Origin of the sequence: Paenibacillus xylanilyticus, assembly GCF_047246825.1 — a bacterium.
GTDB lineage: Bacteria > Bacillota > Bacilli > Paenibacillales > Paenibacillaceae > Paenibacillus > Paenibacillus xylanilyticus_B.
Genome location: NZ_JBFOLB010000007.1, coordinates 154429 through 167478, shown reverse-complemented (window position 1 = coordinate 167478; position 13050 = coordinate 154429). Strand labels below are relative to the sequence as shown.

The 13050-nt window shown below is 47.8% G+C and carries 14 protein-coding genes; 8 read left to right on the top strand and 6 right to left on the bottom strand.

Features of this window, described 5'->3' with window-relative positions; all coding sequences use genetic code 11:
• The 3 genes from AB3N00_RS27125 to AB3N00_RS27115 form a co-directional block, all read right to left on the bottom strand.
• Nucleotides 1-1440 carry a sensor histidine kinase gene (locus AB3N00_RS27125; protein ID WP_413037335.1) on the bottom strand — a complete coding sequence of 480 codons (1440 nt, stop codon included), beginning with the start codon at nucleotides 1438-1440 and terminating at the stop codon, nucleotides 1-3.
• Nucleotides 1441-1464: 24 nt separating this feature from the next.
• On the bottom strand, nucleotides 1465-2163 hold the full coding sequence (locus AB3N00_RS27120; RefSeq protein WP_413037334.1) for a response regulator transcription factor: 699 nt from the start codon (nucleotides 2161-2163) through the stop codon (nucleotides 1465-1467).
• Nucleotides 2164-2349: 186 nt separating this feature from the next.
• Nucleotides 2350-3168 (bottom strand): helix-turn-helix domain-containing protein, encoded by an 819-nt coding sequence (locus AB3N00_RS27115; RefSeq protein ID WP_175395366.1) that lies wholly within the window; start codon nucleotides 3166-3168, stop codon nucleotides 2350-2352.
• 206 nt (nucleotides 3169-3374) lie between these two features.
• Here AB3N00_RS27115 and AB3N00_RS27110 point away from each other — a divergent pair, with 206 nt between their 5' ends.
• Together AB3N00_RS27110 and AB3N00_RS27105 are read left to right on the top strand one after the other, a co-directional pair.
• On the top strand, nucleotides 3375-4151 hold the full coding sequence (locus tag AB3N00_RS27110; RefSeq protein WP_413037333.1) for a sugar phosphate isomerase/epimerase family protein: 777 nt from the start codon (nucleotides 3375-3377) through the stop codon (nucleotides 4149-4151).
• A 66-nt stretch (nucleotides 4152-4217) separates the two neighbouring features.
• A complete protein-coding gene (locus tag AB3N00_RS27105) occupies nucleotides 4218-5237 on the top strand; it encodes a Gfo/Idh/MocA family protein (protein WP_413037332.1) in 1020 nt (339 codons plus the stop codon).
• Nucleotides 5238-5484: 247 nt separating this feature from the next.
• On the opposite strand, the gene AB3N00_RS27100 is transcribed toward AB3N00_RS27105, so the two are convergent.
• Both AB3N00_RS27100 and AB3N00_RS27095 read right to left on the bottom strand, forming a co-directional pair.
• Nucleotides 5485-6435 carry an aldo/keto reductase gene (locus AB3N00_RS27100; RefSeq protein ID WP_413037370.1) on the bottom strand — a complete coding sequence of 317 codons (951 nt, stop codon included), beginning with the start codon at nucleotides 6433-6435 and terminating at the stop codon, nucleotides 5485-5487.
• Between the two features lie 18 nt (nucleotides 6436-6453).
• On the bottom strand, nucleotides 6454-7458 hold the full coding sequence (locus AB3N00_RS27095; protein ID WP_175395240.1) for a Gfo/Idh/MocA family protein: 1005 nt from the start codon (nucleotides 7456-7458) through the stop codon (nucleotides 6454-6456).
• Nucleotides 7459-7576: 118 nt separating this feature from the next.
• Between AB3N00_RS27095 and AB3N00_RS27090 the strand changes: the two genes are divergently transcribed.
• The 3 genes from AB3N00_RS27090 (at nucleotide 7577) to AB3N00_RS27080 (ending at nucleotide 9672) form a co-directional block, all read left to right on the top strand.
• Entirely contained in the window at nucleotides 7577-8413 is an 837-nt protein-coding gene (locus AB3N00_RS27090) for a helix-turn-helix domain-containing protein (protein ID WP_413037331.1), read from the top strand.
• Between the two features lie 111 nt (nucleotides 8414-8524).
• Nucleotides 8525-8932: an RrF2 family transcriptional regulator gene (locus tag AB3N00_RS27085; RefSeq protein WP_413037330.1), complete on the top strand. Its 408-nt coding sequence runs from the start codon at nucleotides 8525-8527 to the stop codon at nucleotides 8930-8932.
• 290 nt (nucleotides 8933-9222) lie between these two features.
• Nucleotides 9223-9672 (top strand): nuclear transport factor 2 family protein, encoded by a 450-nt coding sequence (locus tag AB3N00_RS27080; RefSeq protein ID WP_127539728.1) that lies wholly within the window; start codon nucleotides 9223-9225, stop codon nucleotides 9670-9672.
• Between the two features lie 104 nt (nucleotides 9673-9776).
• Here the strand turns inward: AB3N00_RS27080 and AB3N00_RS27075 are convergent, their stop codons facing one another.
• Complete coding sequence (locus AB3N00_RS27075; protein WP_413037329.1) at nucleotides 9777-11168, bottom strand: MFS transporter; 1392 nt, start codon at nucleotides 11166-11168, stop codon at nucleotides 9777-9779.
• Between the two features lie 211 nt (nucleotides 11169-11379).
• Here AB3N00_RS27075 and AB3N00_RS27070 point away from each other — a divergent pair, with 211 nt between their 5' ends.
• The 3 genes from AB3N00_RS27070 (at nucleotide 11380) to AB3N00_RS27060 (ending at nucleotide 13042) form a co-directional block, all read left to right on the top strand.
• Nucleotides 11380-11703: an ArsR/SmtB family transcription factor gene (locus tag AB3N00_RS27070; protein ID WP_175395244.1), complete on the top strand. Its 324-nt coding sequence runs from the start codon at nucleotides 11380-11382 to the stop codon at nucleotides 11701-11703.
• A gap of 140 nt (nucleotides 11704-11843) precedes the next feature.
• The gene (locus AB3N00_RS27065) at nucleotides 11844-12032 is read left to right on the top strand and encodes a hypothetical protein (protein ID WP_413037328.1); all 189 of its coding nucleotides are present in this window, start codon (nucleotides 11844-11846) and stop codon (nucleotides 12030-12032) included.
• A gap of 89 nt (nucleotides 12033-12121) precedes the next feature.
• The gene (locus AB3N00_RS27060; protein WP_413037327.1) at nucleotides 12122-13042 is read left to right on the top strand and encodes a helix-turn-helix transcriptional regulator; all 921 of its coding nucleotides are present in this window, start codon (nucleotides 12122-12124) and stop codon (nucleotides 13040-13042) included.
• Nucleotides 13043-13050 lie beyond the last annotated feature (8 nt).

Here is a 13050-nt window from a genome sequence, read left to right as displayed (position 1 = left end):
TTAGCAGATCGGCAGACTGAATTGAAAGAGGGTTCCCTGCCCCTCTTTGCTTGAGAAGGAAATACGTCCGCCGTGTGCCTCTACAATATTTTTGCAAATGGATAAGCCGAGGCCTGTGCCATCCTGCACATGACTGTACACAGGAGATGCCTGTCCCCGGAAATATCGTTCGAATACAAAAGGCATATCCTGTGGCTGTATTCCCTGGCCGGTATCCGCGATCTTTACAATGAACTGATCCGCATCCAGCTCTGTAAGGACACGAATGACATCTCCGGGACGGGTGTTTTTCAGTGCATTGGATATCAGATTGGACAGAACTTGCTCGATCCTTGTCGTATCCATACGGACTAATACATTTGGGACGGAATCTGGTGTTTCATACGTTAGGCCTTTAATTTTGACAGCATGTCCAAACGATTCAAGCATGGCTTCGAAGACGGGACCACTATAAACTTCACGCGGCTCCACCGAAATTTGACCTAGCTCCTGCAGCGCATGGATTAACAGATCCTCAACCAGCTGGGCTGTTTTGTCCGTGTGGGTCTGCATGATTCTCATATATTCCATGAGTGTTTTCTCATCTGTACATATGCCTTCGATAATGGCTTCAATGTATGCTTTAACCGTCGTAATCGGAGTCTTGATATCATGCGAGATATTGGTGATGAGCTCTTTTTGTGCCTGTTCCTGCTGAATACGCTGTTCACTCAAAAATTTGATTTCTGTACGCATCAGATCGAACATGGCATATAGTTCGCCTATTTCGTCTGCATGTTGATATTGAATGCTTTGATCGTATTGTCCTTTAAGAATGGACTCAGCATGATGCTGAAGCAAGTTTACAGGAGACAGTAACCGTTTATGCAGATTGCGATGCATGGAGATCAGGAGAGTCCCCAAAATAAGAGCAATAATGAGTGAGGTGCCTACAGCCAGGAGGGGGAGCGTTGAAGAAGGCTGCACTGTAACCATCGATTTAGGAATTGTAAAGATGGCATTACCAATCTGCTTTCCCTCATCAGCAGGTATGACAGGGAAAGCAATGTCCAACAGATCCTCCCCATCCTTGGCATACGCGGCATGGTTCAGATCATAATGCAAGGCGGATGCCAGATGGATATGCTGCCCTTCAGAGGATGGGTTTGAAGATAGCCTGATTGTCCCGTCCAATCCGGCCAAGGATAGCTGAATGCCTTGTTCTCTGGCCATGGAACGAATGTTTTCCTGAATTTCCGGTGTGTTTAGTTGATGATAATTACGCTCTATAGCAAGCATAATTGGATTAACCCTGAGGCGGACCTTATTAATGGATAAGTTAGACTCGCCTGTATGGTTAACTAACCGATCCACCGCAAGTGTCAGGCTGCTTCCAAGCAGCAGCATAAGCAAAATCAGTGTAGTGGTCAGCCAGCGTTTGGACCCATTAAATAATGACATGCAGGTTGTCGTCTCCCATCTTTCTTATTCATGGTTAAATTTGTAGCCAACACCCCAGACTGTCTTCAAAACGGTTGGATGGGAAGGGGCAGCCTCAATTTTTTCTCTCAGTCTTCGAATATATACCGTAACGGTATTTTCATCTCCGTAAGCATCATATCCCCAGACTGCATCCAGTAACTGTGACTTGGAAAACACCTGATTTTTGTGGCTTGCCAGGTAGTACAGCAGTTCGAATTCTTTGGCGGAGAGCGAAACTTCAGTCCCGTTCAGCGTAACCTTGTACGCTTTTTTATCGATCACCAGGTTGGACAGACGAAGCAGATGTGTCTCCTCAAGCTTGGGTTTAAGACTGTCATAACGTCTAAAATGGGCATTGATTCGTGCAAGCAGCTCACTCAGGGAAAATGGTTTGGTCATATAATCATCTGCTCCAAAACCCAAACCGAGCACCTTGTCTGTATCGCTTCCCCTTGCACTCAGGATGAGGATGGGGATATTGTTTCTTCGCCTGATTTCACGACATACATCAATACCGTCCAGATCAGGCAGCATAATATCCAGAATGATATAGTCCGGTTGAAGCATGTCCATCATCTGCAGTCCATCTTGCCCAGTGGCTGCAACTGCGGCGTCGTATTGATTTTTGTTCAGATAGTCTCTGATAATGCGTGAAATGTCCTGCTCGTCTTCAATTATGAGTATTTTCCGTGGAACATGCATATGTATCGCTCCAATTAAGGTTGATGGAAATTCCGCTAATGATGTATGAATCTGTAAATTACTATGGTTTTAACTATACAGGGTTATGTGAGAGGAGTCATGAGTAAATTTAGAGCATCGAAAATGGTAAAGAACCCATAAACGTTACCTGTCTACAGGTCGTCATGGGTTCGGGAATTGAGGTCGTTATACACGCTCTAGATCAAAGGAAGGGTGAGACTGGGACTTCAAATATTCCAAGGGAGACATCCCGAAGTGAGCCCGGAATACCCGATGGAAATAGGAATAGCTGGCAAAGCCGCATGTCTCGGCAATATGCTCCAGCGTCATCTCACTGTACTTCATGCGTTCCAGAGCCACATTCAGACGAATTTCGATGGCGTACTGGATCATGGTTTTGCCATAGTGCTCCTTGAATAGCCGCACTGCCCGGGACAGACTTAAACCTGCGTAACGAGCGGCCTCTTCGAGTTTGAACGTGACGGTTGCGTGTTCCTCAATGAAACGCTTCAGTTTCAGGGCTGAGGAGACACTTCGATCCGTCTGAAGATTCTCATTGATGGCCCGGTCGATGTATAGACAGAGTCCACGCAGCAGCACATCTTTTAACTCCGCATTTTCCTCAAGAGGTCCCCGGCGCTTTTCCAGCAAAAGATTACGCCAGAGGCTGACCAGCTTATCATCCAGACCAATGCGGTTCACGGTAGGGCGCTGTATTCGCTTCCACCACTGATCAATCCAGGATCCTTCACAGAACAAATAATAATCCCCGCTGGATAATCGGCCTTCCTTGTGCGGTTCTTCGACCACGAGATGATAGTCATCACCTGGTTTCAATAAAAGCAAATCCCCGCTGGTCATCTTAAATTCTTCATCCTGCACATATACCTTGCAAGAGCCTTCGGTTTGCAAACGAAACAGGTAAGTCTGCAGCTCGCCCTTCATGTTGTGGTTAAATGCCTTGTAGTGATAAGAGTAGTCACAGATCAGTACTGAAGTCTCCATTGGTTCCAAAGATGCAATCCTCCAATATACGTATCCTGCATGCACCTGAAGAATGATATTTGGGTGATGCAAAATACTGGAATAAAAATTCGATCAGATAGTTCATGTTCTGACGATATTGTATATGTTCATTCTAGCCTGTTTTGCGGTAGGATGATACCAGATAGAGCAATGAAAGCAAATTTGAGAGCAGAGGTGTATCATTCATGAAAAAACTTAATATTGGTTTGCAATTGTTCACCCTCCGTGATGAAACTGCAGCAGATTTTCGTGGAACATTGCGCAAGGTAGCAGAGCTTGGTTATGAAGGTGTGGAATTCGCTGGTTATGGTGACATTCCTGCTGAAGAAATGAAAGCATTGCTGGATGAGCTTGGCCTCCAAGGCTTTAGCAGCCACGTTTCCTTGCACGCGATGCGTGAAGATTTGCAAAAACAAATTGATTACCTCAAAACCATTGGGGCTCAATATATGATTTGTCCTTACCTCATGCCTGAAGATCGTCCTGACAATGCGGAAGGCTGGACCAAGCTGTTCGCTGAACTGCAACAATACGGTGCAGAAGCAGCCAAGCAAGGTCTGATCTTTGGTTATCACAACCATGACTTCGAATTCCATGGCCAAGTGGGCGACAAAAACGCGTTTGATGCGATGTTCGCAGAGACTACTCCTGAGGCTGTACAAGTTGAGATGGACGTATGTTGGGTACAATTTGCGGGACAAAATCCGATCGAGTATATTAATCAATATGCGGGCCGACTGCCGCTGCTCCATCTGAAGGATTTCAGCAAAGACGAACAGGGACAGATGAAAACACTGGAACTGGGACAAGGTTCGGTTGACCTGCCAGCTGTAATTGAAGCATCGACGAATGCAGGTGTGGAATGGCTGATCGTTGAACAGGATGTATGTCAGAATCCTCCGCTTGAAAGCGTAGCCAACAGTTATAACTGGCTGAAACAGAATTACCTGAACCAGTTTTAATTGAAGCGATTTGAATTGAATCCATGCAAAATGCTGAATTTATTTGTCAAAGGAGACCTTTAAACCATGAGTAAAATTAAAGTTGCTGTCTTCGGCTGTGGAGCCATTGCTGAACGCAGACATATTCCAGAATACGCTGCTAATGAAAACGTAGAACTTGTTGCTTTTGCCGATCCGATTGTGGAGCGTGCGGAGAAAATGGCCGAAACTTACGGCGGTAAAGCTTATTCCAGCTATGAGGAACTGCTTGCAAACGAAACGGTTGATGCCGTTAGCGTGTGTACGCCTAACTATCTGCATGCTCCAATGGCTATTGCTGCTGCGAATGCAGGCAAGCACGTGCTCGTTGAAAAGCCGATGGCTGTTACAACCGAGGAAGGCGAGCAGATGATTGAAGCCGCGAAGAAAAACGGCGTGTATCTGATGGTTGGTCACAACCAGCGCCTGATGCCTCCACACGTAAAAGCAAAAGAAATTCTGGATTCCGGCAGACTGGGTAAAGTGCTGAACTTCCGTACTTCCTTTGGCCATCCAGGTCCGGAAGCATGGAGTGTAGACGGGGCAGAGAGCTGGTTCTTCCGTAAGGAAGAAGCCATTATGGGTGCCATGGGAGATCTGGGCGTACACAAGTCTGACTTTATCCGTTATTTGCTGAACGATGAAGTGTCCGAAGTGGCTGGATTCATCAGCACGCTGCACAAAGAAGGCACTCAAGTCGATGACAATGCAACTTGCCTGCTGCGTATGAAGAGTGGTGCAATCGGTACACTCGTTGCCAGCTGGACTCAATACAGAGCAGGGGATAACAGTACGGTTCTGTGGTGCGAAAATGGCGTCATGAAAATCGGAACGGTAGAAGGCGACGAAGTTATCGTTGAGCTGACTAACGGTACGGTTGAAACATACAAAGTTGGCGCCATGGCTACCAACGAGAAACAAGTACCAAGTGGTGTCATTGATGCATTTGTGGAATCCATTGTGACTCAAACGCCTCCAACCATTTCCGGTGAAGAAGGTCTTCGTTCCCTGCAAGTTATTTTGGCAGCGTTCGAATCCGAGAAAACGGGTCAGATCATTAAACTGTAATGACAGGGTAAGGCCTGTTCAAATAACAAGACTTATTATATGTAACTTATGGTCAAAAAGGGGCTAACGATCCAGAATCTAATCTGGATCGTTGCCTCTTTTTTTAATGGTGCATATTGTAGTTGTATTGAAATTGCTGGTGTGGCAAGGAAAAAGGACCACCTTTCCCTCATGTAGAAGAGGTGGCCCCTGAAAAAGCTGTCATATATGAATACTCATGTGCTGACTATTATTGAACCTTACAGTTTTACACGACTGCCGGTTTCACGTCACTGCCGAGGTCCAGCCAATCCAGCTCCTTGCGAGTTAGCGTAATCCGTGAACCTTCGTCACAGGATAGCAGTTCCGCCTGATTCTGGGCACCAATCAGTGCGCAGGTTGGGAATGGTTGATTTAAAACATAGGCGAGTGCAATCTGAATTGGAGAGGTTTTCTTCAATTCGGCGAGCTGCTCGGCACGGTGCAAACGTTCCCAGTTGCCGTCACTGTAGAAGACACGAACCAGATCGGCGTTGTCCCGCACCTCAGGCGTGAACCGGCCAGTAAAGAAGCCACGTGCCTGGGAGGACCAGGACAATAGGGGAAGTTTGGTCCGCTCATGCCATGCAAGTGTCTCCGCATCTGCCGACACACAGCCTGCCCAGAACGGTTCGTTCGCCTTGGCGAGACTGAGATTCGGGCTGCTGAATGTAAACCCTTTCAGACCATGATCAGCCGCATACGTGTTTGCTTCCTCTAATCGCTGCCAAGTCCAGTTGGAGGCACCGATCGCACCGATTTTGCCAGATTCAATATGCTCATTCAGTGCTTCAAGAATTACACCAACAGGGATATTGGGATCATCCCGGTGCAGTGCGTACAATTCCACATGATCGGTTTGAAGACGCTCCAGGCTGTCAAGAAGATCACTGCGAATGGCATCGGCATTGACGCGCGGCCCGTTCATGTCGTGGTGGGCACCTTTGGTGAGGATGACAACCTGATCACGATTGCCTCGCTCTTGCATATAGCGTCCGAGAACTTCCTCACTCTGCCCGCCGCAGTAGATGTGAGCCGTATCCACGGTATTGCCGCCAATCGCCAGAAAGGCATCCATGTTCGCAGCGGCTTTCTCGTAAGCATCGTGTACAAAATAATCGGTACCTTTAATTAACCGGGAGATTTGTTTGCCTGCACCATCAATCGTAATGAATTCCATGTTATCCACCATCCTCGCTTATAGTGTAATCCGTGTACGTTCCTCAGCGGAACGAAGACAAGCTTCGAGTACTTTCATATTAGCCACAGCATCGGAAGATGCAAAACGCAGATCTTTACCTTGGAGTACTGCCCGTGCCATATCATCTCCCTGAAGGGAATAATGATTGACCTGTGGTACCTCAATCTCCCTGCGCTCACCGCCAGCGGTTACATAGAAGTTCGAGCTGCGGTCCGGGTTGCTGATAAACGCTGACGGTACCTCGATAATGCCATCTGATCCAAGCACCTCCAGCGTATTGCGGAAGGCTGCCCACATGCTGCTGTCAAAGGTTACGCCAACATGGTCATTGAATTCGAGCAATCCGGAGGCCATCATGTCGACATGGTCATGCTCCGGGGAGAACATGCCAATGACCGTGACCGCAGAGGGTTCCTGGCCGAGCAGCAACCGCGCTGCACTAATGGAATAACAGCCGATATCATAGAGAGCGCCGCCGCCCCATTCACGTTTGAATCTGACATTGCCCGATGAACCGGAATTATTAAAAGAAAACGTACTATGAATGCCGCGGATTTCACCAATTTCGCCGCTGGCGATCACGTCTCTGATCTGGTCATAACGGGGATGATGCCGATACATAAAGGCCTCAGCAAGCAGTACCCCGGCATCATCACAGGCTTGCGCCATTTCACGGGCTTCCTGCTCGGTTAACGCGAGCGGTTTCTCGCATAAAATATGTTTGCCCGCCTCTGCCGCACGAATCGTCCACTCCCGGTGGAGATGATTGGGGAGGGGGATGTAAACAGCGTCAATGGTGTCATCCGCAAGCAGTGCTTCATAGCTTCCATAAGCCTGGGCAATTCCAAGCTGATCGGCGGTCTGTTTCGCTTTTTCCTCGTCCCGGCTCGCAATCGCCGCCACTTCATTCAACTCCGATTGTTGCAAACCAGGAATGACAGAACCTTTGGCAATGCTAGCGCTACCAAGAATGCCCCAGCGTAATTTTCGATCTGAATTCATGAGTTGTTTCCTCCTGTGGATGAATGTATATTGTGATTATAAGGAATAGATCAATGAATGAAAATGATAATATATTGAGATCTCTTAACACAATATTGCTGGTCAAGGAGAATTATTCATGAATAGACAGACCGTATTGCTTACCCTTCAGGATATTCCATATTTTTGTTATCCCGAGTCGGTCGGGCATTATATGAATCATCCGCAGCACTCCGTATTGCGGGAGGCTGGTGTACTCAACAATTTCAATATTCACTATGTAGCTTCTGGTAAGGGATATGTGGAAGTGGACGGGATTATACACGAGCTTCGTGCAGGTCAGGCGGTACTTTATTTCCCCCAGCAACGGCAGCACTATTACAGCAGTGAGGATGATCCGTGGGATGTGCGCTGGGTTCATTTTTACGGCGAACGTCTTCATGACTATATGATTGAACGGGGGCTGCACCGCAATCTCCTGTGGACGCTGCGGCAGCAGGCCCCTTGGGAAGAAGCACATCTGGCCTTGCTCGACGAAGCCGAGCAGAACCGGATGCTGCGCCCGGCCCAGTTATCCACTCTGACGTATGCGGTCCTGGCCGAGTTCGTCCAGCATGCGGTACCCCTGAAAAATACACGTACCAGTCAAGCGGAGAATCGGATCCTGGGATTGCTTCCCCAGATGCAGCAGGAGGCATGTCAGCCGTTTCTGCTGCAGGACTGGGCTGATCTGGCGGGGGTCAGCTCGTACTACTTCTGCAAATTGTTCAAGAGTGCAGTCGAGATGACGCCGATGGAATTCGTAACCCGTTCCCGGCTGCAGATGGCGAAGCAGTGGCTGCTCGAGCGTCCAACAGCCAACATTGGGCAGATTGCGGAGGAGGCGGGATACCCTAATGCCAGTTATTTTAACCGGCAGTTCATGGCGCATGAAGGCATGACACCCACAGAGTACCGAGGACTCTACCACAATTAATGAATGGGCGGGTCTGTTGTGACCGCGGGATCGATTCATCCCGGGGTTTGACAGCGAGCCCGATCAAGTCTATTATGGATAAATTAAATCCGTATACAATGAGGTGCCCTCATGAAATATTCAAAAGCAACGAACTATGCCTTGCATACCATGCTCCATCTTGTCATTACCGAACCGGAGCAGCTGGTTAGTGTACATCAACTCGCTGATTTGCAGAAAGTATCTCCAACCTATCTGTCCAAAATATTGACCAAGCTGGTCAAGGCCGGCATGATCGAATCGACTTCCGGAGCCAATGGTGGCTATCGTCTGAGTCGCAAAAATCCGGATCCTTCGTTTCTGGAGATCATTCATGCCATTGAAGGACAGGCTTCCCTGTTTGAATGCTCGCAGAACCATAATGAAGGCTGTTTGATTCAGCAGGTCATGGTTCATGCCGAAGAACAGATGGAGCACTATCTGAACAATAAGAAAATGTCCGAGCTGGCTGCCCAGATGAAAGGTGCACATACGGTGTAGCCTGCAGAATTAACGAATAACTGAATCTTGGTTGTAAAAAAGTCTGAGAGTTGGCATGAAGAACATTGCCGGGCTCCCGGACTTTTTTCGTTGGAGTAATTTATGAGTGAATGGGATTGTGCAGTGGAGGATGTACGAGAAACAGGGTCATAGCCATATTTCTAGACAGGGTTAGTGGGTCAATATGCATCCGTATAATAAGCCGTTGTGCCTAATCCAAACGTAATGGTACAATAAGGAAGATTAATAGTACATATTTTAAACGAATTACATCTCTGGAGGGACAACACATGAGCCAATCAACCATCACAGGACTGGAACAATTGCTTGCACTGGAAAACATCCGCAACACCAAAGCACGCTACTGCCGTTTTATTGATACGAAGCAATGGGACGCACTGGGTGATGTGTTTGCTCCGGATGCAGTGGCTGATTTCAGTACAGAAGGCAACCCTATCCCGGTATTAACGGGCCGTGACACCATCGTACAGGTATTCCGTGATCTGGTAGATGTTGCTGTCACTGTACATCACGTGCATAGCGCCGAGGTTGAATTTGTATCCGAGAACGAAGCCAAGGTCATCTCTCCAATGGAAGATTGGGTAACGTTCCCTGAAGGCAATGAAAACAAATCCTTCCATGGATTTGGGCATTACCATGAGACGTTTGTCCAAATTGACGGTCAATGGTACATCAAGCATACAAGCCTGAAGCGTCTTCGTCTGGATCTGTTTGAATAATTCATAATAGATTTATAAAAGTAAAATCAGAATAGTAAAAGCCCCAAGAACATGATGGATATGTCCTTGGGGCTTTCTTGTATTAGGCAACCTGCCTGCAGCTCTTACGAGCTTAGATTAGACGAAGCAGAAGAGTCTTTTTTGCGGGACTGCATGCTCAGATATACCCAGGAGAACATAACGGAGGCCAGAGCAACCACGGTCATGCCCCAGAAAATATTCGTGTAGGCTGACGATAATGGCAATTGCTGCATCGCAGTCAGAGCCACGCCCGTTACGGCAACACTGAAGGCACCGCTGAAGAACTGGCTGAGCTGGAACAGACCCATGCCTGCGCCCACCTGATCCATGGTCAGGTTATTGGACAATTCGTTGGAAACGCTGGTTGTGAGAGCAGAGAAACCTACGCTCAGCAGGATATAGACAACCATAATGGCGTAAATGCTGTTGTCTGCAAACAGAGCGAACAATCCGGCGGCTGCCAGCAGCAGCCATGGTGCGAATCTGAGCAGCAATGTATTGCCATGGCGGTCGATCATTCGGCCAATCCGGTTGGATAGCAGCATGGATACCACTGCACCAGGGAAGATGACCAGTCCGGATTGGGCTGGAGTCAAGGCATACAGGTGAGCCAGAATCTGCGGAAGCAGGAACAGGGTCGAGAAGTTGTTGATGTAGGATACGATCCCGAGCGAGCTGAGCATCATATATTTTTTATTTTTGAACAGGGCAGGCTGAACAAATGGATCAGCTGCACGGCGAATCCGGAGCCAGAACAAAAGAAGCGCTGCGACACCAACGACGAGGGTAAGCCATTCGCGTGAGGTGAGGAATAGAAGAACGCCCGTTGTTCCGATCGCCAGAAGCAGTGCACCCAGCAAGTCGAACGACCCCTTTTGCGGCATTTCACTCGGAAGCAGCTTGAAAAATACAGGGATCAGGAATAACGTCAACCCGGTGACGATAAAGAGATCATGCCATCCGAGGAACTGTGTAATACTTCCGCCGATGACTGGACCGAGTCCAAGTCCAAGGGAACTGGCGGACATGATGACGGCCATGGATTTACCCCGCCGGTCACTCGGAACATAACGGGTAATGAGTACGATCGCGAGTCCCGGTACAGATGCGGCACCCGCTGCCTGAATCAGGCGCGCACAGAGTAGGATAATAAAATGATTACTGAAGAATCCCAGAACGGATGCAGCCCCCAGCAAGGTAAGACCGGTTGTAAACAGGGTCCGAATCGGGACAAAGTCCGATAGGCGTGAGAATGTGATCGACGATATGGCAAAAACGATGGAATACCCTGTTACAATCCAGGAAGAAGCAACGGATGAGAGCTGAAACTCGGCTGCGATCTTGGGCAGGGCGAGATTGAACATCATCGTATTCATGACGACGAGGACTACCGTGAAGCCAAGCAAACTTACAATTAAACCTTCCTGGAGCCCGGTCGTCCGTTCCCCGGATGATGCGGTTGCCGTGTTGTTCATGAAAACCTCCTTGAGAGAATAAGTAATTTCGCAACATTTCAGAAACGGTATGTAACATTTGCAAAATGTGATATACGGTGAATCCCATGCCAGACAGCAGGGGTTACATTGACGAAATCATTGTTAAAGTTCGATTGGTATCGAACATTAGAAATATATCATGGAACTGTGTTAAAATACAATGGATAGTCTGAAAAAAGGAGACTACAGCATGAAAATTTTGCATCATCCTCAAGTGGAGGATATTGAACTTTCTTCCGTATTGTACGCTTTGAGCGACCCAACCCGTCTTGGTATTGTTGCGGAAGCAGCCAGGAGCGGAGAGCAGCCCTGCAGTCATTTTAATGCACCTGTTGTGAAATCCACGATGTCCCACCATATTCGCACACTGCGGGAAGCCGGAGTCATTCGGGTGCGTGTGCAGGGAACCCAGCACTTCCTTACACTGAGATCGGAAGATCTGGAAACACGATTCCCGGGCCTCCTGCAGCCTTTATTGCAGGCCGCTGCTCAGGCGTCCACCCATCATTCCTAAGATTTGTCCTTTCTTCAGGCTGAAGAGGGGACATTTTTTATTTTAAAAGATAAGCATACTGCTGTGACATTCTATGTCGTACCATGTTCTCTATAATAACGGTGAACACACAAACCATATCGAAAAGAGGTTCACACACATTGGCAAAAACCAAAAGAGGACGCGTCCTGTGGAGTCTTCCTTCCAGAGGGCGGGGAACATGCCCGGTATGTAGCAGTACCCGGATTAAACTGTTGTACTCGCAAACGAAAACGGATGGCACAAGTCTGAAAGTTTGCAAGAAATGTTCCAAAGCTGTGCAATCCAGGGTGGATATAGCGACCGTATAACATGCAGGCCTGTTCTTCGGAACGGGCCATGTCTTTTGATATAATGGATCTAAGATTTGCTCATTATAGAATTAAAGGGGGCGCAAAAGATGAGCAACATGCATCGCATTCACTGGTTTGACGAGCAGATTCGAAACGGACATTTTCCGAACAGCAGCTGGCTTGCCCGTGAATTCGAAATATCCCGGCGTCAGGCACAGCGTGATATTGAATATATGGCAATCTCCCTACGTGCCCCCTTAGTATATATTGCAAAGTATCGGGGGTATTGTTACGAGGATCAGACCTATCGACTACCCCATCTATATATGACCGAAGAAGAACAACGAGTGCTTAAATATCTGGCTCATCGTTATCGCCATTATGATCACGAACAATCAGAAGTGGTGAAGCGTGTGTCTCATCTGCTGGAACGTTTTACGCTGGAAGATCAGGAAACATGGAAGAGTCCACTTCCTGTATTCGCAGCACCTCCTAAGCAGCTTCAGCACTTTGAATTGATGTCCCACGCCATAACAGAATCACGTAAAGTACATATGCATTATAGGGATCACGCCGGGGAGCGGCAATTTTCGTGGTGCCCATTAAAGATGATATCCCAGTACAACGCTGATTACGTCGTTGGCTATGAAACGGATCCTGTTCAGCAAACAGCCATCCGTCTGGAGGGCATCATTCATGTGCGGATTACGAATGAGACATTTGAGTGCAGATCAGATTCATTGTTGGGTGGGTGGGAAGAACCACTGCCTGTTCGTAAACCGTTTGTGGCTGAGATCCGACTAAAGGAAGTGCAGCAAACAGAGCTATGGCAAGGGTATCGAATTCGAGCAAGGCAAGATCAGATTCATTCCGTTGAGTTTTATGACACGGATGCTTTCCTGCAGCATTTGTTTGTTAACGAGTGGGAGGAACTGTTATCTCCTGGGTGGCTCAAACGCAAGCTTCAGCAAAGTGCAGAAAGAATGATCGACAGACTTGCCATGCCAAGTAAAGCAAATGTCGAGTAGACCACATC